Origin of the sequence: Roseivirga echinicomitans, from assembly GCF_001592935.1 — a bacterium.
Lineage (GTDB): Bacteria > Bacteroidota > Bacteroidia > Cytophagales > Cyclobacteriaceae > Roseivirga > Roseivirga echinicomitans.
In genome coordinates this window covers 678,359-700,662 of sequence record NZ_LRDB01000050.1, presented here as the reverse complement: position 1 = coordinate 700,662, position 22,304 = coordinate 678,359, and the positions used below count along the sequence as shown (strand labels likewise).

Below are 22,304 nucleotides of genomic sequence, written 5' to 3'. Positions count from 1 at the left end.
AAGGTTATCGGTAAATATGAGTTCATTACCATTTGGAGGTGTTCCTATTTGATGAAACACGTAGCCTTTTTGATAAGGAATCATTGCCCAACCACTAATTGATTTGTCATACCTGGCTTCAATGGACCCAACGTATTCACCAGCCTCAGTATAACGTTGAATTCTTCTTGACCACCCGCTAAATAGCGCTATGTGGCCATCCTTAAACCATGCATCGCTAATATTTCTGTACTCTTCTGGGCCTAGCCCACTCTTGCTAATTTCATTAATATAGTTTCCTTGCTCATTGAAAAGGATAAGCCTAGCTGGTTTATTAATAGGCATGTAAGGAATGACAAAGCCCGAAGGCGTTTTGAAATAATGATCAATCTCCCCTAATAGTGTCTTTTCAGTTTCTTCTAATCTGATGATTTTAATATGTTCAATGGCATCAAAGAAATTAACCATTGGAGCGTCAATGTCAATTTTAAAGTGCTCGAACTTAGGTGGTGTTTGGGCGGTTAGGTTTAGGGTATAAAGAAGAAACACAAAAGAAGAGATGAGTTTAATCATATTTAAATATAGCTTTTTTTAAAGAGAGCCTAGTTCAGTACTGCGATGCCTATGATTTTAATGGCCGATATCTCTTCTTTCTGTAGTAGTTTCTTATTGGCATGATGCGCCAAGGCTTATTTCAACTTCACAATCATTACGACCGGATTATCTTCTCGGTCTATGTCCTTTAGCTTCTGCAAGCTTTTAGGTAGTGATTCGATTTTATCAGGATTGTCTTTAAAACAGTTGTATAAGACTTCTGCTGCCACATGGCTCACTAGTTCATTTTGGTCGTTGATATACTGTGGAGAGAAAGGTATAAACCCATTTAAATCATCTTGAAAGCTAGATGTTTGCGCATATCTCTCATAAGCAAGGTGTGTTTTATTTTCTTTAATATCGTGGTAGGCACTATATGTTTTTCCTTGATAGTTGAGGCTAAAAAACACGTAATTATCATTTAAATCAATACTATTCAGCGAATACATGTTGAAGTAATCATCGTCCTCCATGATTTCTTTCTTTTCATAGGGTGGAGAGTGTTCTCCCATATTAAATATAACAGCCGGTAAAAGCTTATTCTTTGTCACCTGAAAAACGGTATCGTTAAAGGCTTCTTTAAAAAAGACATCATTTTTACTAGTGAAAAACAGGCCTTCGCTTAAGCGGAGGGAAAATGAGTTAGTTCGATTTGGCTCACATTGTTGGTGATTAGGAAAGCTTTTTATTACATCTCCCTTCTTATTAAAAATAACTATTAGCTCTGTGACAGTACAACTCATGTTCTTGATATAGCCAGCAAAATAACCGTCCTCTACTTCGAAAGCATTTTCAACTTCTGAGGGAGCCGAAGCTATAGTTTTAATTTCTCCATTTGAATTTAAAGTTTTGATTCGGTTACCAGTTCTAACATAAATTTCATTAGACGTTGTTGGGTGCATAGAAGGAAGGGTATATTGATAAGCCTCTGGATCATAACCATAGTGGCTTAATTCTTTAATAAACTTCCCTGTTTTTCTATCAAACTGAAGTATTTGCCTGAAAGCGACAGTGTAAATGTAATCCTCCAATACATAGGCTCGTGGGTATGCAGTAGCAACGAACCCCTCGTCTGCCGTTTCGAGTCTAACATATTCAATTTCAGAACTAAACTGACTTAGGTATTGTGAAGTACCTTCTTTAAGTGCTTTTTCGATATCAATAACTACCGCACCTGAATTTAGTTGATTCGTAGTTTCATTAGATTCTTTTTTATTACTACAACTACTGGAAAATATAGTAATGCAAGCTAATGGCAGGAAGAATACTTTTTTATAATTCATGATGATTCGGATTATATAGGTTATTTTAAAAGACTAATTCTTAATACTACTAAATTGATAGTTGTATTAAATGTAAGTTAGTTTAACTACTAAAACAAACGTTACAGATTCGAGGAAAGAAGGGCTTGTACTTTAAAAACATATATTCTTTACACTACTTAATCTCTATGAAAATTAAATACACCAAGTGTTTATTCTTGTTGAGAGCGGTATTCGCTCTGACAGTTTTTTCTAATGTAAGTAGCTGCTCAAATGAAGGGAGTAAAGAAAGTAGTCAAGCAAGTGGAGAGGTAAGCTTAATCCCCAAAGACTCAATTAAGATTGATGTCTTGAGTCCAATAAAAATTTATGATTATGATTCCGAAAATAACCTCTTTTTACTGGGTGATGTAGCTGATGGTTTCAGTGAGTTGCTGCCACCTAAAGTTATGCCAAAGGGTAATGAAATAGGTTTCATAATTGTCGATGGGGCAGGTGAGGTTCTTGGGCAATTTAATAATACAGGAGATGGCCCAGTCAATCATGGTATAGGGGCTAAGAATAACCTATTTCTTGATGATAATAGAATAGGGGTTTTTACTCAGATCGGATTTTTTGTTTATGATTTTGATGGAAATTTACTGGGGCGCAGTAAAACCTTGAATACCCAAAGAACTTATTTAGATATACCGTTTGATATCAGTGCTTTTCAGAATGGAAACCTCGCTTTGGGGTATACTACAATGTCTATGAAAGCATTCCAAAACCAGGACAATCCTTATCCCTATATGAAGTCCTTTAGGATTTTTGACTTGAACGGTTTGTTAGGGTCAGATGATGGTATTAATGAGTATACAATTCAGAACTATGGTTTTCCAGAGGGAATTGCAGATGAGACCATAGACGGGACAAGCCCAAGAATGGCTTTCAATAAAAGAACAGGGGTATTGAGTGTGCTGTTTAGTAAATTCCAAAAACTGCATCAATACTCAATAGCAGATGGGAGTCTTTTGAATGTCATTGATTTGAAGCCAGCTTATTTTAGTAGTGGAAATGAGCCGATTGCGGCTGCAGGGAATGCGGGAAAGCTGACCAATTCAGCCTACCACGATATGGTACAGCTTGGTGATTATACTTTGATAAGGTATAGCAGTGCAATATCGAATACGCAGGCTGGTCAATTGATGAATTCAGGAGGATTGTCAGAGAGTGAGTATTGGGAAACATTACGAAAATCGACCTATAAATTCTATTACCTGTTGATCAAGGATGGTAGCGTTGTAAAGCAAGATTTTGAATTGGAAGCATTGTCTCCTCAGCTGGGGGAAGAATACTTTAGAAGTACCTCAGATTTGAGAGGGCAGCTCATTGGCGGCAGTGACTTGAATGCTCTATATGTTTTATATAACAACGATTACGCTCAGGAAAGAGATTATAAGCTGATTGTGAGGTATAAACTGAAATTGGATTAGCAGCGGTGTTGTTGGCTATTAAAACTGCAAGAAATCCTCCATGGTTTTTACGCCTTTTTGGTTAGGAAGCCATTCAGCAACCAGTAGGGCGCCCATGGCAAAACCTTCTCGGGAATGCGCAGTATGCGTAATTTTTATGGAATCAATTCTTGAATCGTATTGAATGGAGTGTGTGCCAGGAGCAGGGTCAACACGTTCAGAAATAATGGATAATTCTTCTGGTTTGTCGGAGGCTTGGTTCACCCATTTGGTTTTGGTCTGTATGTTTTCCATTAGGCCTTCGGCCAAGGTAATGGCTGTTCCGCTGGGCGCATCCAGTTTGTGGGTATGGTGAATTTCCTTCATACTCACTTCATAGTCAGATTGGCTGTTCATGAGTTTGGCCAAAAACTTATTCAACTTGAAGAAAATATTTACCCCAATACTGAAGTTTGAAGCTACCAAATACGTGCCTCCATTGTCAATACAATATTGATCAACCTCTGCTTTGTGACTTGCCCAACCTGTGGTACCTACCACCACTGGTATTTGATGATTGACACACCATTTGATATTATCAGGAGCGGCAGAAGGTTGACTGAAATCTATGGCGACATCAACAGCATCTGCAGATAGACTACCTAAATCCGCTCTATTGTCTACATTAATTTTAGCAACAATACTATGATTTCTATCTAAGGCCAGCTTTTCTATCATCTGACCCATTTTTCCGTAACCTAATAAAAGAATTTTCATCTCGATCTGATTGGAATAGTTACTCCCACACCAATATAGGGAGTGCCGCTATTAATTACACCAAGTTTTGGTTTGAAACTGGCAAGGTCATCACTTACATTAAAGCCTTTGAGGTGGGCGTCAATCGAAGCTTCAATAATGTTTAAGCCGTAAATAGCGAGTGTAGTAAGAAATACTAAATCACGATTTTTGCGCCAATAATCAGCATTTCTTCGGTACACCCTCAATTCGTTTGCGTTAATGGTTTGGCCATTTTCTTGTTGTTCAAGTAGGTCTTCAACCAGTACTGTGAATTCTTTTCTCTTTTTATTGTTAAAATCAACAAAATAAATGGCTGTGCCCATGCCCACATAAATGATGGGGGCTTTCCACCAGCTGTCGTTATAAATCTGGCCTAAGCCCGGAAAAATAGCAGATAGGGTAGAAGCTTTTTTAGGGTCATATTCCTTTCTGAGTTCAACATTAGGCACAGTGTCTCCTTCTAATAGGCCTTTGTCCATTACTTCAACGAGGTCTTGGGCCATTGCCCCAAAGCCTAAGGCCAAAAAGGAAACGAGGAATATAATTTTTTGCATTACAAGTTTATGATCTCCAAAATGCGGTTCAGGTCTTCAGTAGAAACAAATGGTATTTTTATTTCACCTCTGTACTGTCCGTCTGCTTTTAGGTTTACCCTTGTGCCGAAATGTGAAGAAAGCTTTTGCTGAATTTGCCGAACTTCATAAGTTCTGTGCTTACTATCTCCCGTTTTTTCTGGCTTCGGTTTTTCCTCTTTTGGGGTTATCAAATCACGTACCAACTGTTCCACCTTTCTCACAGAAAGTTCTTCTTCTACAGTCTGTTTGTAGATGTGCAACTGCTTGTCTACATCTTCAATGTTGATTAAGGCACGGGCATGGCCCATGGAAATCTTATTGTCACGCAAACCAGCTTGAATATCTGGCGGAAGTTTAAGCAACCTCAAGTAGTTGTTTACAGTGGTTCTGTTTTTACCAACGCGCTCTCCAAGCTCTTCCTGTTTAATTTTACATTCAGAAAGGAGTCTTTGATAACTCAGAGCAATTTCGATGGCATTCAGATTTTCTCTCTGAATGTTCTCAATAATGGCCATTTCCAGCATTTGCTGGTCATTGGCAGTTCTTACATAGGCAGGAATGCTCTTGAGTCCAGCAATTTTAGAAGCTTGGAATCTACGTTCTCCTGAAATCAACTGAAACTCTCCCTCACTCAATTGCCTCACTGTGATGGGCTGAATGATTCCTTGTAATTTTATTGAATCGGCAAGCTCTTCTAATGCTACCCGATCGAAATGGGTTCTGGGTTGATAAGGATTTACCTCGATTTGATCAAGGTTGATTTCATTCATCGTTCCTACTGATGAAGGTTCTAGATTTTTGTTGCTTTCAGAATTTGAATCTTCCAAAAGCGCACCTAATCCTCTGCCCAATACGCTTTTCTTTTTGGGTGCTTTTGCTGCCATAATGATATTATATTAAATGAATGATTCAGTTTCAAGGGCTTCCATTTACAGGAATCCATAGACTGAATTCATTGATGAATCTAATTTATACGATCTCCTATCTCTTTTGCAAGGTTGAGGTAAGCCAAAGCCCCTTTACTTTCTGCATCGTGAACAATTACAGGAAGTCCAAAACTAGGAGACTCACTCAGTTTTACATTTCGAGGAATAATGGTTTCGAAAACCATGTCTTTAAAATGCGTGTGTACTTCTTCAACCACCTGATTGGAAAGCCTTAAACGTACATCATACATCGTTAGAAGAATGCCCTCAATTGCGAGTGCAGCATTTAAACGCTTTTGGATGATGGTAATTGTATTCAAAAGTTTGCCTAAACCTTCTAAAGCGAAGTACTCACACTGTACAGGAATAATGACGGAATCTGAGGCTGTTAATGCATTGATCGTAATTAAACCAAGCGAAGGGGCACAGTCAATCAATATGAAATCATAATCATCTTTGATTTCGCTCAGCACTTGTTTCATTTTTTCCTCTCTATTGGAAAGGCTTACCATTTCTATCTCCGCCCCAACCAAGTTGATGTGAGAAGGTAGCAGGTCTAGAAAGTTAACATCTGTGGGCATAATACAGTCCCTAATGCCTTCTTTGCCCACCATGCATTCATAAATACTTTTTGTTACCTCTCTGGGATTGTGCCCTAAGCCGGAGGTTGTGTTTGCTTGAGGATCAGCATCTACCACTAATGTTTTGTATTCCAATACTGCCAAACTTGCAGCAAGGTTCATGGCGGTCGTAGTTTTACCTACTCCTCCTTTTTGGTTTGCTATGGAAATTATCTTACCCATTCTTAAATCTAAAAAGTGATTTGTTCTCCAATTTCTGGTAATATAAGCTTTACGCCAGCGGCTTCAGCTTGTTCTATCGACTCCTCATGCTCTATGATGATATAAGGGAAGGTGTCAAAATGTACCCCAATTAAGGTATTACATTTCACCATTTTTGCTGCTTTTATAGCATCGGTAACTCCCATAGTAAAGTTATCACCTACAGGCATAATAGAGAAATCTAAATTGAATTCTTCGCCAATAAGCTCCATGTCTTTTGTAAGAGCGGTATCACCTGAATAATAGAAGCAGCCTTCTTTGTTCGTTATGACAATACCTGCTGGGTTTCCTCCATTGCTGCCATCGGGCATTGAGCTGGAGTGAATTGCATTTACCATTTTCAGTTTTCCAAAATCGAAACTCCATGAACCACCGTGGTTCATTGGGTGTCCATTTTCTACCCCTTTTGCTTCAAACCAATTCACCACCTCAAAATTAGAAATCAGTGTTGCATTAGAATTGAAGTAGATAGCTTCTACATCTGCAATATGATCTCCATGGCCATGGCTCAAGATAATATAATCTGGATTTAACTTATTGATATTAATGTCTTTGGCCAGTTCATTTGGTGTAATGAATGGGTCGAACAGCAACTTCTTCCCCATTGTTTCTACCATGAAAGAAGAGTGTCCGTAAAAGGTGAATTTCATGTGTTGTAGACTCTGATTAGGTTCGTCAATAGCCTACAAAGATAGAAGAATCATTGAAAGAATTAAGAGAACTACATCAATAGAAAATGATGAATGTGTGAAGCCTTAATAATTGATTGTGCCTGATAGAATTAGTTATTCTCTAGAGATGAAACAAAAAAGGAAGACCATTTAGGCCTTCCTTTTTTGACAAGTTTGAGAGGTTCTATTTTTTAGGCTTTTGCTGCTTTTTGGCTTCTTGGCCAGCTTTCATTGCATCTTCCAGTCTCTGCTGGAATTTAGACTTGCCCTTGTTTGCATTCTTTTTCTTGTTCTCGTGTAGTGTTGCTCTAATCTTGTCTTCGTCCACAAAACGTCTGATAATGGCCTGCTGACCAAAAGTAATGATGTTGGAAACGAAGTAGTAGAAACTTAGTCCAGAAGAATACGAGTTCAACACAAACATGAATATGATTGGCATAAAATAACCAATGCTTTTCATTGGGCCTTGCACTGTACTTACTTGGTTGTTCGACCAGGTGTAGAGTATGGTAGAGACTGTCATGAGCAAGGTAAAACCACTTACGTGAGAACCATAAAAAGGAATGGTAAATGGTAAGTTGAAAAGTACATCGTAGGTTGAAAGGTCAGTTGCCCATAAGAATGACTCTCCTCTTAACTCAATAGAGTTAGGGAAGAAGAAGAACATGGCGAACAAAATTGGCATTTGTAGCACCATAGGTATACAGCCACTGATTGGGTTAACACCCATTTCACGATAGAGCTTCATTTGCTCTTGCTGCATTTTTTGTTGGTCGCCACCTGTTTTTTCTTTCAGCTCGTCCAGTTCTGGTTTCAATGCCTTCATTTTGGCCATCGACAGGTAGGACTTCCTCGTAAGCGGGAATAACGCCAGCTTAATGATCAAAACAATGATCATGATGATGACTCCGTAACTAGAGATGTACATCTCTAAGAACTGGAACAAAGGAATGATGATGAGTTTATTCACCCAGCTCACCATTTTATAACCTAGGTATATATTCTCTTTATAACCAGGCGTTACCTTTTTTAGGATCCTGTAATTGTTTGGTCCAAAGTAATATTTGAGTTGGCTACCGCTGTATAAATCCGCTACGGGAATGGCCAAACGCATTTCACCAGTTTTAACAATGGTTGTGTCCTGAACAGGAACTTCTGTGCTTACTAAAGCGCCACTGAACCCCTTTTCTGAAATAATACCAGCGTTAAAGAATTTCTGATCGAAACTTAACCACTTTAATGGCTCTGTTAATTGCTCTTGTTGTATGTCGTTGCTTGATGCTTTTAAATCGTCTAGGTCCTCAGCAAGCGTGTACCATTTGATGGTTGACTTGATACGAGAATCGGATAAGTTTTTCTCGTAACGCTTCATTTGATGTGCCCACACAAAGTTCATTTGATCACCAATGATTGTGCTATTGAGGCCATTTATTTTGATCTCATAACCCACCACATACGAACCTCCAGCGATTGAATAAATCTGCTCAATTGAGTTCCCTGAGCCTAAATCCATGGTGTATTTAAACTGAAGCGAATCACCTTTCACAAGGTTAGTGCCGTTTTGGCTTGCTTTAAAGTATAGGTCGGCTATGTTAATATTTCCTTTAACGGTTTGTAGCGTCAAGGATTGACTTGTTGAGGCTTCGTCAATAAGCATCAATGGCCTTCCGTCCCAGGTTTTAAAGTCTTTTAATTCAACCGATTTTATAATACCACCCTTGGAACTGAAAGTAAACTTTGCTACTTCGTTTTCTATGGTTAAGTCCGTTGCTTCACCCTGGGCGCCAGCTGCAAAAACGCCATACTTGTCAGTATAGTCAGTTGCAATGGCCTCTGGTAAAGGGGTGTTCGTCTCTTCTTGGCTCGCCTCTTCCTGTGGGGTAGTTACCGCTGCTTGTTCGGTAGTGGTTGGCGTTGCTAAATCTTCCTCGGTTACTGGCGGCTTGAAGACGATTGCATAGGTTATTAATAACGCTGCAATCAGGCCGAGACCGATCATCTGATTTCTATCCATCTTCTCTTTATTCTTATGCTTAGTTTTTCTTATTCTGTATTATGGCATCAATGAAGCTCACAAAAAGTGGGTGAGGATTCATTACTGTACTTTTTAATTCTGGATGGAACTGAGAACCAAGAAAGTAAGGATGGTTATCTAACTCAACAATTTCTACCAAACCCGATTTTGGATTGATCCCTGTCGCCTTTAGTCCAGCAGCTTCCATTTGCTCTAGATACTTATTATTGAATTCGTATCTGTGTCTGTGTCTTTCATGTATGGTAGACGTTTTATAAGCCTGATATGCCTTAGATGACTTCTTTAATTTACATTCATATGAACCCAAACGCATGGTTCCACCATAATCTGTAATCTTTTTCTGATCTTCCATCAAATCAATTACAGGGTGTTTGGTGTCCTTGTCCATTTCAGATGAAGCCGCATCTTCGAAACCTAAAACGTTTCGTGCAAACTCCACAACAGCGCACTGCATTCCCAAACAAATGCCAAAGAAAGGTATATTATTCTCTCTTACATAACGAATAGCTTCAATTTTGCCTTCAATGCCTCTTTCTCCAAAGCCTGGCGCAACTAATACTCCGTGTAAATCGCTTAATGCTCTTTTAACGGACTTTTCAGTAATTGTCTCCGAAGAAATCCAGTGAATGTTCACTTTGCACTCTAAGTGGGCACCTGCGTGGATAAACGATTCAGCTATAGACTTATAAGCATCAGGCAATTCGACATATTTACCGACTAAGCCAATATTTACTTCATTGGTAGGGTTTTTAAGCTTGCTTAAGAATGACCTCCATTCGTCAATGTGTGGAGGCTCTTTGTGTGCAAGCTTAAGTTTCGTTAAAACACGTTCGTCAAGTTTCTCTTTGCGCATCATCAAGGGCACATCATAGATGGTATCAGCATCTAATGCCTCGATAACTGAGTTCAGCTGTACATTACAGAATTGAGATATTTTCTTTCTGATTTCGGCAGGCAATGGTTTTTCTGAACGACAAACCAATATGTCTGGCTGAATACCCGCTTCTAGTAATTGTTTTACTGAATGCTGAGTAGGCTTTGTTTTTAATTCTTTGGCAGCGGCTAAGTAAGGAATTAGTGTGAGGTGAATAACCAAAAAGTTGCCTTCACCCAAATCCCATTTCGCTTGTCTAACGGCTTCAATAAAAGGCAGTGATTCAATATCACCAACACAACCACCTATTTCTGTAATTACAATATCGTAATCACCAGTTTCGCCAAGTCGGTAGAAATTTCTTTTGATTTCATCGGTGATATGAGGGATTACCTGAACCGTCTTCCCCAAGTAATCACCTTTTCGTTCTTTGGTAATTACATTGTGGTAAATCTTACCAGTAGTAATGTTGTTGGCTTGAGAAGTACGAACATTCAAAAAGCGTTCGTAGTGACCTAAATCCAAATCGGTTTCTGCACCATCGTCCGTTACAAAGCATTCACCATGTTCATAAGGATTGAGCGTTCCCGGGTCGATATTAATATAGGGATCAAATTTCTGGATGGTGACACGGTAGCCTCTTGCCATCAGGAGGTTACCGAGTGAGGAGGCAATAATTCCTTTTCCTAAAGAAGAGGTAACACCACCAGTAACAAATATGTATTTTGTAGAAGCCATAAGTAAGAGTAAATGGAATAACTTATGGGGTACAAAGGTAGTAGATTTACTTTGATATGAAGGTAACTTGACGAAAGATTGCCACAGTCTTTTAAAACAATGAGGCTAAATTGATTAGAAGCGTTTTTATTCTTTTGTAAAGTTGAAATGAAACTTGAAACTCCGATTTAACTAATTTTATGAGCAGGTCAGTGTGAATTTATAAACCTTTAATCTACTTTTTGTCCCCTTTTGAATTACTGCTAACTTTGCGCACCTTTTAAAAAAAAGGTTAAAGAATGAACCTCTCAAAACATTTACAAAACAATATTTTCAAGCTGGTGGGCAGTGTTGCCGATAAAATGGGCGTTGAGACCTATGTAGTAGGGGGTTATGTACGCGATATCTTATTGGAGCGACCTTCAAAAGACATCGACTTTGTCTGTGTGGGCTCAGGAGTAGAACTGGCCCAGGCAGTTCATGATGAGCTAGGGGGGAACTTGCCTTTCACTGTTTTTAAGTCATTCGGAACGGCTATGATCAAAAATGGTGATTTGGAATTAGAGTTTGTTGGCGCTAGAAAAGAATCGTACCAGCGTGACTCTAGAAAACCAATCGTAGAAGACGGCACTTTAGAAGATGACCAGAACAGGCGCGATTTCACAATCAATGCCATGGCCATTTCACTTAACAAAGATAGTTTTGGAGAGTTGATGGACCCTTTTAATGGGCAAGCTGATTTGGCTTCAAGAACAATCAGAACTCCATTAGCGCCTGAAATTACCTTTTCTGATGATCCGCTTAGGATGATGCGGGCCGTTAGGTTTGCTACCCAATTGAACTTTGATATTGAACCAGATACCTTTGAAGCCATTACCAAAATGGCCGAACGGATTGAGATTGTTTCAATGGAAAGGGTTACCGATGAGTTGAACAAAATCATTTTGGCGAAGAAGCCTTCTTACGGATTTAAACTACTTTTCTATGCACAACTCTTAGATAAGATATTCCCTGAAATGGTCGCCCTGCAAGGGGTGCAAACCATTGAAGATAAGTCACATAAAGATAATTTCTATCATACTTTACAAGTACTGGATAATATCAGTGAGAATACCGATGACCTATGGTTACGCTGGGCGGCTATTCTTCATGATATTGCCAAGCCAGCCACAAAACGCTTTAATAAAAAAGTAGGTTGGACATTCCATGGCCATGAAGACAAAGGTGCTCGAATGGTGCCTAATATTTTTAGAAGAATGAAGTTGCCTCTTGGTACCGAAATGAAAAAGGTACAGAAATTGGTGAGACTTCATTTGCGTCCAATCCCATTGGTGAGGGATGAGATTACCGATGCGGCCATTAGAAGACTTTTATTTGAAGCAGGGGAGCATACAGATGATTTAATGATGCTCTGCAGGGCAGATATTACCTCGAAAAACCAAAATAAAGTAAAGCGATTCCTTCAGAATTTCGACACCGTAGAACAACGGATGAAGGAAGTAGAAGAAAAAGATAAAATTCGTAACTTCCAGCCCGTAATTACTGGAGAAGTAGTTATGAACACATTTAAAGTTGCTCCGGGCCGTTTGGTAGGAGAGATTAAGGAGGCGTTGAAAGAGGCGGTGTTGGAAGGTAAAATTCAAAATGAATATGATCAGGCTTATGACCTTATGCTAGAACTAGGTAGGGAAAGAGGTCTTGAAGTTGTTAAAAGTTGAAATAATCTGAATTAGTATACAATGAGAAAAATGAAGTATTGGATGATCGCAGCCGTAATGATGGTTTCTGTAGCGTCATTCGGGCAAGATAGTACGTACCTATCGAATGAATATGCCAAAGCGATGGCAGTTTATAATCAAGCACAATTATATAATGATATAGAAGTCCAAAAGGCGGCATTGTATGATATGTTGGTTTTAGACCCAGGGGATAGTTCAGTGATGAGAACCCTTTCTGAATATTACTATAATAATAGAAGATACACTTCAAGTGCTTTGGTAGCCATGGATCTTCTCAAAAAATACCCAGGCAATATGGTAGCCACTGAAATAGCAGCCCTAAGCTATGAGCAACTAAGAATTTATGATAAGGCCATTGAGTATTATCAAGAAATGTGGCTCAAACTGGATGACAATAATATCCTTTACCAAATTGCTTACTTACAATATTCTATTAAGAGGTACGAAGAAGCGAATACCAATATCGGAATACTTGAGAGTAAACTGAAAGATGATGCAATGATCACTTTGACCAAACAGGATGGGGCGACTCAAGAGGTTAAGTTCAAAGCAGCTTTGAAAAACCTAAGTGGTTTAATGGCATTGGACCAAGGGAAGAAAGAAGATGCAAAAGCTCGTTTTAATGAAGCATTAGCTCTTTCTCCTGATTTTGAAGCTGCAAAAATGGGTTTAGAAGAAGCGAATAAGTAAGAACTTTTTAGTTCTTTTATAAAAAAAAACATTTAAAAGGCATTGCCATTCAGGTGATGCCTTTTTAAATCCCCCTTTTGCCAAGCTCTATTACTTCAAGGTTTTTTATTCTTCCGGCTTCTAGATCGAAGCGCAATAAAGTTCTTACCTGATGGAAGCCATGGTTTCCGGCTGCCCCAGGGTTCATATAAAGCATCTTTCCCAAACTGTCATCTGCCATTACTTTGAGAACATGAGAATGGCCGCAGATAAATAATTGAGGCTTTATTTCTTCAAGCCTTTTTCGAATACCTGTTGCATATTTGGGAGGTTTTCCGCCAATATGAATCATATAAACTTTTACCTCTTCAATTTCTAAAATAAGCTCCTCTGGAAAGATGGATTGAATCGTTTTGTCGTCAATATTTCCGTAAACGCCCCTTGTGGGTTTGAACTGTTCTAGTTGTTCAATGACACTTATATCCCCTACATCACCCGCATGCCATATCTCATCACAGTCTTTAAAGTGATGAAAAACACGCTCATGAAGGAAACCATGGGTATCTGAAATCAGACCAATTTTCATAGCAACAAAAGTGTATAATTTTTCCCGAAATGGGATGTTTTTTCCCGAAATGGAATAGTTGATAATAAGGAGTAAGATAAATTATACCTCGTATAGTGCTGATTTTTAGAGTGAACGTGCTTTTGTGCAAAAATAAAGTCTAAAAATAATTTCTGGATTCAGCTTTGAAAGGAGCACAGTGAAAACATAACCGAAGACGATGAAAAAACTACTACTAATTCTTGCAATGGCTGTCAGCACTTTTGGCCTTTCAGCCCAAACAGAGGATTCACCTTGGTGGCTGACTCTTGAACTCACTAACAATAAGTTAGATTATAAATGGTATGATGGAATGTTCAACTTTGGAGAACTAGACAATTCTGGTTTTAGAGTTGGTATAGAACGTTATTTAAACCCAAGTTTCGATTTAGAGTTAGGTGCATCTTATGGCAGCCTAGTTTACAAATCAATTATTGATGGAAAAGTAGCTGATCTTGATTTGAGGTTTGCCTACAAACTGGACAATGGATACATCTTTAAAAGAGATTCTAAAGTAGCACCTTATCTATTCGCAGGTTTTGGAGTAACCAGTTTCTCTAAAATAGAACCTATCTATGAGGAGTTTAATGAAGGAACTTACAAAATGATTCCTCTAGGCGCTGGTTTAAAATTTAAAGTGGTTGAAAATGCTGAAATTAATATGCGTGCTGCTTACAAGAAGAGTATCGATAATGCCCCAAATTACCTTCAGTACGCGATTGGAGTTTCTTTCTCATTGAGCGGAAAGAAAGATTCTGATGGTGACGGTATTTATGACAAAGAAGATATGTGTCCTACAGAAGCGGGTCCACTAGAGAATAAAGGATGCCCTTGGCCTGATACCGATGGTGATGGCGTATTAGATAAAGACGACCCATGTCCAACAACAGCCGGAACATTAAACGGTTGCCCTGATACCGATGGTGACGGAATAAAAGATTCAGAAGATAAGTGTCCAACTGTAGCGGGTATTGCCAAATTCAATGGATGTCCTGATACTGATGGTGACGGAATCCAAGATAGCGAAGATGCTTGTCCAACAGTTGCTGGTACTTTAAACGGTTGTCCTGATAGTGATGGCGATGGTGTGAAAGACAGTGAAGATGCTTGTCCAACAGTGGCCGGTACTTTGAACGGTTGTCCAGATAGCGATGGTGATGGTGTGAAAGATAGCGAGGATAATTGTCCTGAAACTGCTGGTTTGGCTTCAAACAATGGTTGCCCAGAAGTAAAAGAAGAAGTAAAGAAAGTACTTGAACTTGCGGTGAAAGACATCCAGTTTAACTCTGGTAGCGATGTGTTAAAATCATCTGCAAATGGATCATTAGACCAAGTGGTTGAGTTGATGAAAGCTGAAGATTTTAGCTTAGAATTGAGCGGTTATACCGATAGCACTGGTGATGCTGCTAAAAATCTAGACTTATCTAAAAGAAGAGCAAATGCTGTAAAGCAATACCTTATGAATAAGGGGATTGCAGCGAGTAGATTATTTGCTGATGGATACGGAATAGTAAATCCAATTGCTGATAATAATACGGCAGTTGGAAGAGCAAGCAACAGAAGAGTGGAGTTGAAAATTATATTCAGATAGTATTGTAAGTTAAACAAGAATTATGAAGAGGTCGTTTTAAAAAAGCGACCTCTTTTTTAAGTCCGTTAACCTATTTTAGCTCTAAAAACGATTGTTTGTATTTGTATGAATGGTCCCCATAAATGGAGCTATCATCAGTTCCTAAATACTTTTCGTTTTCTCTTTTTTACATGAACATATGTTCATAACTTTGATAAAAACATAACCAAATATGGAAGAGCAGCTTGACAATGAAAGGGTCGAGAAAATTGCCTTCGTACTGAAGACTGTTGCACACCCAATGCGAGTCGGTATCATTGATCTCCTTAACAGGAATGAAAAGATGTCGGTGAATGATATTACTGTATACCTTGGGTTGGAACAATCACTTACTTCACATCATTTGGCCAACCTTAAAATGAAAGGCGTGCTGGGTAGCAAGCGTAACGGTAAGAATATATTCTATTTTTTGAAGATGAAGGAAGTTCCACAAATCATCAAAATATTAGAAGATGTTAAGGTTAATGTTTTTTAGAACTTACTCCTCAAAATACTGGTTACATTTGAGAACTTAGTTTTCTCAATTATGCCGATACAATCAGTAAACCCTTCGAATAACCAACTAATTGAGGTTTTTGAGCCTCATTCAGATGATTATGTGCAAGCAGCAATCGAGCGGGCAAACCTCCAATTCTCTTCATGGAAAGAGGAATCTTTCGAACATAAAGCTGACCTTTTTAATAAACTTGCTACTGTCTTAGAAGAACGTAAAGAATCTTTGGCTGATATCATGACCTTAGAAATGGGGAAACTCAGAGTTGAAGGTATTGCTGAAGTTGAAAAATGTGCACTCGTCTGTAGATATTATGCCGATAATGCTGAGAAATTCTTGAAAGATGAGCTTCTCAAGTCAGATCACTCTAAGGCATTTATAAGTTATCATCCTTTGGGAACTATTTTGGCCGTAATGCCATGGAACTTTCCATTATGGCAAGTGTTTAGGTTTGCGGCACCTACTTTAATGGCTGGTAATGTAGGCCTGTTAAAACATGCTTCAAATGTACAAATGTGTGCTCAAGCCATTGAAGATGCTTTTATTGAAGCAGGTTTTCCAAATGGGGCCTTTCAGAACCTAAGAATTGGTTCGTCTAAGGTAGAAGCCATTATTCATGACGATAGTATTAAGGCGGTAACCCTGACAGGAAGTGAAGGTGCAGGAAGCACAGTAGCAAGTGTAGCAGGTTCAAAAATCAAGAAATCAGTTTTGGAATTAGGTGGAAGCGATCCGTTTATAGTACTGGATAATGCTGATATGGACTTTACGGTTCGTGCTGCTGTAAAAGCCAGAATGCGAAATTGCGGACAGAGCTGTATTGCTGCCAAACGCTTTATTGTAGTGGAAAGGGTATATGATGAATTTGCTGATAAATTCAAGTCCTTTTTGCAAGCCATGAGGTTAGGTGACCCAAGCGATATATTGACTTCTTGTGGTCCGATGGCTTCAGAAGCTTTGGCGAATGAATTACTCAAACAAGTAGAGGAAAGTGTAGCGAAGGGCGCAAAAGTACTTTTGGGAGGAAAACGATCTGAAAGGGAGGGGGCTTATTTTGAGCCTACCATTTTGGCCAATTTAAAACCTGGGATGCCGGCCTATGAAGATGAGCTTTTTGGTCCAGTCGCATCGCTGTTTAAAGTAAAGAATGAAGAAGAAGCTATTGCATTGGCCAATGCCAGCAAGTTTGGTTTAGGCGCTTCTATATGGACAAAAGACTTAGTGCGTGGAGAAATGATCGCCAGAAAAATTGAATCGGGAGCGGTGTTTGTAAATCATATGGTTTCTTCAGATCCGCGTTTGCCTTTTGGGGGCATTAAAACCTCTGGTTACGGACGTGAACTTTCACACTTGGGTATTCGCGAGTTTATGAATACCAAAACCATTGCTATTAATTAAAGGACGGTGAATTTGTCAGACCACTCCGAGTAGTCTGACGAGTAATGTTAATTGGATTCCCAAAGCTCAATTTTATTGCCTTCTGCATCTAGGATATGTATGAACTTTCCGAAGTCATAAGTAGCCATGCTGTCAAGAATGGTTACTCCGTTTTCTTTAAGTTTGATGATGAGCGCTTCTATATTCTGAACTTGATAATTGATCATAAAATCCTTTTTGGAGGGAGCGAAATATTCATCTCCTTTTTTGAAGGGTTTCCATTGAAGAGAGTTTACTTCGTCAGGTTTGTTAAGATTTCTTGATTCAAAACTAGCTGAGCCCCATTCATTGACTTCAATTCCTAAGTTTTTAGCATACCAGTCTTTCGTTTCTTCTGGATTGTCTGAATAAAAGAATATGCCCCCAATCCCAGTCACTTTTGGTGTGGTATCAACATTGTCTGTTTGATCTTTTGAGTCTTTCATTTTTGTGGTTTCGTTAGTTGTCGAGTTGGAACTTGCAAGTACTGTTACAATCGATATGGTTATGATAAGTCTGTTCATTTTGTTATTCCCCATTTGATTAACTTGAAATAAGGTGACTCAATTTAGCGTTTTGAATAATTTATTATAGCCTTTCACCTCGTACTTATCTGTGTGCTGCCCTGATAAAAAAAGAGGCTTAAAGCCCGCAAAGATGCCATTTTTACTCAGTTCTGTTGTCACTCTCTTCTTTTTTTCCTTCGTCAATCAACTCTTTGGTTTCTTTCCCTTCTTCTTTTTCGAGCGTTTCTACTTCTCCTTTTTGGGAGTGATTAGATGAGTCGATAGAGAAAACACAGCAAATCGGAAAATGATCAGAGCCAATGTGTTCTAAAACACTTAGCTCTTTCAGGAAAATAGTTGGACTGTGAAAAACTAGATCCAAAGGCGCGCGAAAAAACCAATATTTAGCATGATAGGAAGCGAGAATACCTCGCCCGATTCTCCCATCAATTAGCCCGCTGTTTTTGCGAAATAAATCAGCAATTTTTGACCAAGCGACTGTATTGAAATCGCCAACCACAAGTGTAGGTTTGTTGATTTCTTTCACACGCTTTGCAATACACAACAAGTCGCCATCACGTTCTTTCGAAGTGTCTTCTTCCGTTGGGCTTGGGGGAGGTGGGTGTACACAGAAAAGAACAAAACCCTCCCCGTCCTTGGTTTTAAAATGGGCTTCAATACTCGGTAAATCTTCTGAAACGAAGTAATGCGTGGTAACCTTCTGGAAAGGAATTTTAGCATACAGGTGCATGCCATAGGTGTTTTCCAGCGTTATTTTTTCGGTGTAAGGATAGTCAGCTTCTATTTCACGCAGGGCTACTTCCCAATCCTTATTGCTCTCGATAGTGACGAAAATATCTGGATTTTCTTTTCTGATGAAGTCTTTAAACCTCCCGAATTCTTGATTGAACTGATAAATATTGGTGGAGATGACTTTGAGGGCTGTTAGTCCCGTTGCTCCCTGATTATGGCTTTTGTAAAATTTCGTGAAACGAGATAAAAGGTAAGCGTGGTAAGTGATTAGGCCGATTTGAACTAGGGCTATCAGCCAAACCCAAATGCTTTTTTGAGTAAAAATAAAAATGCCAACGCTTGCTATAACCTGAAAAAGGAGAAGCTGTATTTTAATAAACTCAGGAACGCGAAAAACCCAATGCTGATTGTTGAAAAAGGGCAATAGGCTTAGGGAAATAAGCAGTAAAGATAGAATTAGGAAAAAAACACTCACTTCACAATTTTTACATCAAGATACCAAAGTAAAATATTATATAATGATACTGAAATAGGCGGGCGGTTTTTAGTCAAGCTACTCAACTAAAGTTTGTCAGCTTAAAATAAATTCAGTGTTAAGTAGTGAGATAATTAGTTTTATTGTTTTCAATAGTTTCTCTAGTATGTATTTTCCTAAATATACCCCATCACCTTATAAGTTGCCAAGCCCACCCATTCTTTAAAAAGCGTTTCCCACTTTTTAAGGGACTCTGCTTTGGGTATAAAAACATCATCGAAATTGAAACTTGGTCTGCCAGTATAGTAGTCGGCAGGAAATTCATCAAATTCAACGCCTTGTTTGGCTAGGCAGAGTGATGAACGCTTCATATGGAAGGCAGAAGTAATCAATAGGTACTTTTGATTGGGAAAATCACGCTTCAATATTTTAGCAGACTCTACTGCGTTTTCATAGGTGTTTACTGCATTAGGTTCCACCGTGATTACTGAATCAGGAACGCCTGCCATCACCAAAAAGCTCTTGAGCCTTTCTGCTGCAATACTCATTTCTATCTGTTGGAAACCTAAGCCACCGCTTACTATAATGTGTTTTAGTTTTCCTTCCTTATAAAGTTGAAGGGTATGGGTAATTCTATCTGCACCACGTTCAAAATAAACCCTGTCTTTTGGGCTCTTGCTGCCTTTGGTTACGCCAGAAAAAACAATCCCCACATCATACACCCCCACTTCATTCATGGGAGTAGGGGCTGGCTCCCATAAAAGCATTACCCTGTTACTGATGTATTGGTTTGAAAGAAAAACCAATAAAACCAGAGGGAGGATAGAGAAGAATTTTTTCCTTTTTGGGTTTTTAGTAAACCTGGAATAAACAAAAAATCCAATGACCCAAGTGAGGGGCATTACGAAAAGGGCGAGTATTTTTGAAAGAATAAAGAACACGATGGTTTTTTCACGAAATTACAAAACAAAAGCTGTAATCATTATCGATTGATTGTTAATTAGTTAACGCTATTATGTCTGGTTTCTAATATTTATTTCATAACGGGTGTAATGACATGCCCTCACCCTCGTCTCTACTATTGAATGGAGTTGCAAACGTTTAAATCACAAGTTCTACCAGTAAAGGATAAGCTCTTTCGGATCGCCCTCAATATGATGCGGTCTGTAGAGGAAGCCGAAGACATTCTACAGGATGTAATGGTAAAGCTTTGGGACAAACGGGCGCAATGGGGCGAATACAGAAATTTAGAGGCTTTTGCAGTAACAATTACCAAAAACCTTTGCCTGGATCGACTCAAATCTAAAAGAATGAAAGGCCATTTCGATATTCAAGAAATGGAGCTGGATTCTGGAGCAGTTTCTCCTTACCAACGCATTGAACTGGACGACAGTGTAAAAACGATGGTGAGGGTGTTTGAACAACTGCCAGATCAACAGCGGCTTTTGATTACCCTTCGGGACGTGGAGGGCTACAGCTATGAAGAGATAGCCGAGCAAACAGGATTGGAAGTGAACAACATTAGAGTGGGCATTTCAAGGGCAAGAAAGAAGGCGAAAGAAGATTACTTAAAAATTGCGAATTATGAACAGCAATAAAGACATAGAAGCATTAATCGAGAAATATAACAACGGGGAAACTTCTCTTCAGGAAGAAGAGCAACTCCAAAACTTCTTTCGGGGAGAAGGCGTCCCCGACCATTTGAAGAAGGAGCAGGCTTGGTTTGCACAACTCGACCTTAGAGCGAAAACGGAATGGGAAGGTTTTTCTGAAGATAAGCTTTTTGGGAAGTTGGAAGCCCAAGTGAAGCAAGAAGAAGCCAAAGTGGTTCCTATACTTCAACCTAAAACAAAACAGGTTTGGTTTTACCGAGTGGCTGCTGCCGTGGCTTTAGTGCTGGTGGGCTTCTATATGGGCAATGAAATCAGAAATGATGATGTAGCAGGAGTGAAAGAAGAGTTAGCGCAGGTAAAAGCCATGATGCTGGAACAAATGACAAGCTCATCGGCCAGTGGAAGGCTGCAAGCAGTGAACTACTCGGTTGAACTTAAAGAAGTAGATCAGGAAATGCTCAACGCTTTGATTAATGTGCTAGAAACCGATGATAACATGAATGTAAGGTTGAAAGCGGTGGAGGGTTTGGCCAAGTTTTATGATGAGCCCATAGCCAAGAAAGCTTTGCTTAAGGCTTTAAAAGAAGAGAAAGAGCCGATGATGCAAATTGCTTTGATTGATGTGCTAGTGGAAAATAATGAAAAGGCGGCACTGGATGATTTAGAACGCATAGCCGAAGACGGTAATAGTATAAAAGGAGTGAAGGACCAGGCTTATATGGGCATGTTCAAACTCAAAGAAATGTAAAAATATTTAATCGATTGAATTGGTCAGGATTAGCCTTCCTTAAAAGGTAAAACTCAAAATATCTGAAACATAAAAAAATCAATGATGAAAAAGTTAACAAAGAATTTATTAGCGATAGCGCTCTTTTTAGTAGCCTTTACGGTACAAGGACAGGATTTTAAAGTGGCCATATCGGGTCAAAAGAAAGTGGTGATTAAGGAGGTGAATCGTGTAAGTGTAGAAGCTTATGATGGCACCGAAATCCAAATTACTTCAAGCAATAAAGACGAAGAACGATCAGAAAGAGCCGTAGGCCTTAAGTCGCTCAGCGCAAGGGGAGAAGACAATACAGGAATTGGCTTGAGTGTGAAAACAGATGGGGGGCAAATCACTATTGTTCAAGTAGCCAGACGAGCAGACGGCAAGTACACCATCAAAGTACCCAAGTCGATGAATGTTAAAATTGAACATACTGGCAACTGGGAAGGTGGAAAAATGGAAGTGTATGGAATTAGTGGAGAGCTTGAGATTTCAGGTAATTATAACAATGTATACTTGGAAGGTATTACTGGTCCGGCTTTGGTCAACACAGTGTATGGTGGAGTAGAAGCTAAATTCTCTTCATTGAGCCAAGCAGGCCCAACCTCTCTGGTGTCGGTATATGGAGATGTAGATGTAACACTTCCTGCCAATGCTAAAGCCAATATCTCAGCAAAAACTCCTTATGGTGAAGCCTATTCAGATTTGAGTATTGAATTCCCTAAAACAGATGGTATGAGAAAAGTAAGCTCAACTGTGGAAGGCACCTTAAATGGAGGAGGCGTGAAACTAGATATTCAAGCTTCTTTCAACAATGTCTACCTTCGAAAGAAGTAATCTAAAACATCCGTAAAGCTTAAATAATAAGCGTTACGGACGTTTTTGCTACTACCCAGCTAGACTAAATAGCTACACATTTCCCTCAAAAGGGAACTCA

At 39.1% G+C, this 22,304-nt stretch carries 22 protein-coding genes; 9 read left to right on the top strand and 13 right to left on the bottom strand.

Going from position 1 to position 22,304, the window contains the following annotated elements; genetic code table 11:
• Both AWN68_RS17245 and AWN68_RS17240 read right to left on the bottom strand, forming a co-directional pair.
• On the bottom strand, window positions 1-552 hold a 552-nt coding region (locus tag AWN68_RS17245), incomplete at its 3' end, for a 6-bladed beta-propeller (RefSeq protein WP_157716312.1).
• A gap of 116 nt (window positions 553-668) precedes the next feature.
• On the bottom strand, window positions 669-1,856 hold the full coding sequence (locus AWN68_RS17240) for a DUF4934 domain-containing protein (RefSeq protein ID WP_068418503.1): 1,188 nt from the start codon (window positions 1,854-1,856) through the stop codon (window positions 669-671).
• A gap of 167 nt (window positions 1,857-2,023) precedes the next feature.
• Between AWN68_RS17240 and AWN68_RS17235 the strand changes: the two genes are divergently transcribed.
• The gene (locus AWN68_RS17235) at window positions 2,024-3,307 is read left to right on the top strand and encodes a hypothetical protein (RefSeq protein ID WP_068418501.1); all 1,284 of its coding nucleotides are present in this window, start codon (window positions 2,024-2,026) and stop codon (window positions 3,305-3,307) included.
• Between the two features lie 18 nt (window positions 3,308-3,325).
• Here AWN68_RS17235 and dapB read toward each other — a convergent pair whose 3' ends face one another.
• The 7 genes from dapB to AWN68_RS17200 all read right to left on the bottom strand — a co-directional run bounded on the left by dapB (window position 3,326) and on the right by AWN68_RS17200 (window position 10,724).
• Window positions 3,326-4,042 (bottom strand): 4-hydroxy-tetrahydrodipicolinate reductase, encoded by a 717-nt coding sequence (gene dapB / locus AWN68_RS17230; RefSeq protein ID WP_068418499.1) that lies wholly within the window; start codon window positions 4,040-4,042, stop codon window positions 3,326-3,328.
• Window positions 4,039-4,617: a DUF5683 domain-containing protein gene (locus tag AWN68_RS17225; protein WP_068418496.1), complete on the bottom strand. Its 579-nt coding sequence runs from the start codon at window positions 4,615-4,617 to the stop codon at window positions 4,039-4,041. Before AWN68_RS17225 ends, dapB begins: the two co-directional genes overlap by 4 nt.
• Window positions 4,617-5,522 carry a ParB/RepB/Spo0J family partition protein gene (locus AWN68_RS17220; RefSeq protein ID WP_068418494.1) on the bottom strand — a complete coding sequence of 302 codons (906 nt, stop codon included), beginning with the start codon at window positions 5,520-5,522 and terminating at the stop codon, window positions 4,617-4,619. Before AWN68_RS17220 ends, AWN68_RS17225 begins: the two co-directional genes overlap by 1 nt.
• Window positions 5,523-5,602: 80 nt before the next feature.
• On the bottom strand, window positions 5,603-6,367 hold the full coding sequence (locus AWN68_RS17215) for a ParA family protein (protein WP_068418492.1): 765 nt from the start codon (window positions 6,365-6,367) through the stop codon (window positions 5,603-5,605).
• An 8-nt stretch (window positions 6,368-6,375) separates the two neighbouring features.
• A complete protein-coding gene (locus AWN68_RS17210; protein ID WP_068418489.1) occupies window positions 6,376-7,056 on the bottom strand; it encodes a metal-dependent hydrolase in 681 nt (226 codons plus the stop codon).
• Window positions 7,057-7,261: 205 nt separating this feature from the next.
• Window positions 7,262-9,091: a membrane protein insertase YidC gene (gene yidC, locus AWN68_RS17205; protein WP_068418486.1), complete on the bottom strand. Its 1,830-nt coding sequence runs from the start codon at window positions 9,089-9,091 to the stop codon at window positions 7,262-7,264.
• A 19-nt stretch (window positions 9,092-9,110) separates the two neighbouring features.
• Window positions 9,111-10,724 (bottom strand): CTP synthase, encoded by a 1,614-nt coding sequence (locus AWN68_RS17200; protein WP_068418483.1) that lies wholly within the window; start codon window positions 10,722-10,724, stop codon window positions 9,111-9,113.
• A gap of 278 nt (window positions 10,725-11,002) precedes the next feature.
• Here AWN68_RS17200 and AWN68_RS17195 point away from each other — a divergent pair, with 278 nt between their 5' ends.
• The gene (locus AWN68_RS17195) at window positions 11,003-12,421 is read left to right on the top strand and encodes a CCA tRNA nucleotidyltransferase (RefSeq protein ID WP_068418480.1); all 1,419 of its coding nucleotides are present in this window, start codon (window positions 11,003-11,005) and stop codon (window positions 12,419-12,421) included.
• Between the two features lie 21 nt (window positions 12,422-12,442).
• Window positions 12,443-13,132 carry a tetratricopeptide repeat protein gene (locus AWN68_RS17190; RefSeq protein WP_068418477.1) on the top strand — a complete coding sequence of 230 codons (690 nt, stop codon included), beginning with the start codon at window positions 12,443-12,445 and terminating at the stop codon, window positions 13,130-13,132.
• 64 nt (window positions 13,133-13,196) lie between these two features.
• Here AWN68_RS17190 and AWN68_RS17185 read toward each other — a convergent pair whose 3' ends face one another.
• Window positions 13,197-13,697, bottom strand: coding sequence for a metallophosphoesterase family protein (locus AWN68_RS17185; RefSeq protein ID WP_068418474.1), 501 nt, complete (start codon window positions 13,695-13,697; stop codon window positions 13,197-13,199).
• A gap of 199 nt (window positions 13,698-13,896) precedes the next feature.
• Between AWN68_RS17185 and AWN68_RS17180 the strand changes: the two genes are divergently transcribed.
• The 3 genes from AWN68_RS17180 to AWN68_RS17170 all read left to right on the top strand — a co-directional run bounded on the left by AWN68_RS17180 (window position 13,897) and on the right by AWN68_RS17170 (window position 17,236).
• Window positions 13,897-15,306, top strand: coding sequence for an OmpA family protein (locus AWN68_RS17180; protein WP_068418470.1), 1,410 nt, complete (start codon window positions 13,897-13,899; stop codon window positions 15,304-15,306).
• 211 nt (window positions 15,307-15,517) lie between these two features.
• A complete protein-coding gene (locus AWN68_RS17175; protein ID WP_068418467.1) occupies window positions 15,518-15,820 on the top strand; it encodes an ArsR/SmtB family transcription factor in 303 nt (100 codons plus the stop codon).
• Window positions 15,821-15,871: 51 nt separating this feature from the next.
• Window positions 15,872-17,236 carry an NAD-dependent succinate-semialdehyde dehydrogenase gene (locus AWN68_RS17170; protein ID WP_068418465.1) on the top strand — a complete coding sequence of 455 codons (1,365 nt, stop codon included), beginning with the start codon at window positions 15,872-15,874 and terminating at the stop codon, window positions 17,234-17,236.
• Between the two features lie 47 nt (window positions 17,237-17,283).
• Here the strand turns inward: AWN68_RS17170 and AWN68_RS17165 are convergent, their stop codons facing one another.
• The 3 genes from AWN68_RS17165 to AWN68_RS17155 form a co-directional block, all read right to left on the bottom strand.
• Window positions 17,284-17,700 (bottom strand): VOC family protein, encoded by a 417-nt coding sequence (locus AWN68_RS17165; protein ID WP_068418592.1) that lies wholly within the window; start codon window positions 17,698-17,700, stop codon window positions 17,284-17,286.
• 220 nt (window positions 17,701-17,920) lie between these two features.
• A complete protein-coding gene (locus AWN68_RS17160) occupies window positions 17,921-18,988 on the bottom strand; it encodes an endonuclease/exonuclease/phosphatase family protein (RefSeq protein ID WP_068418462.1) in 1,068 nt (355 codons plus the stop codon).
• Between the two features lie 176 nt (window positions 18,989-19,164).
• A complete protein-coding gene (locus tag AWN68_RS17155) occupies window positions 19,165-19,929 on the bottom strand; it encodes a YdcF family protein (protein ID WP_157716310.1) in 765 nt (254 codons plus the stop codon).
• 144 nt (window positions 19,930-20,073) lie between these two features.
• On the opposite strand from AWN68_RS17155, the gene AWN68_RS17150 reads away from it, so the two are divergent.
• From AWN68_RS17150 to AWN68_RS17140, 3 genes are all read left to right on the top strand, one after another.
• A complete protein-coding gene (locus tag AWN68_RS17150; RefSeq protein WP_068418456.1) occupies window positions 20,074-20,586 on the top strand; it encodes an RNA polymerase sigma factor in 513 nt (170 codons plus the stop codon).
• On the top strand, window positions 20,573-21,349 hold the full coding sequence (locus tag AWN68_RS17145; RefSeq protein ID WP_068418453.1) for a HEAT repeat domain-containing protein: 777 nt from the start codon (window positions 20,573-20,575) through the stop codon (window positions 21,347-21,349). Before AWN68_RS17150 ends, AWN68_RS17145 begins: the two co-directional genes overlap by 14 nt.
• 81 nt (window positions 21,350-21,430) lie before the next feature.
• Window positions 21,431-22,204, top strand: coding sequence for a DUF4097 family beta strand repeat-containing protein (locus AWN68_RS17140; RefSeq protein WP_068418450.1), 774 nt, complete (start codon window positions 21,431-21,433; stop codon window positions 22,202-22,204).
• Window positions 22,205-22,304 lie beyond the last annotated feature (100 nt).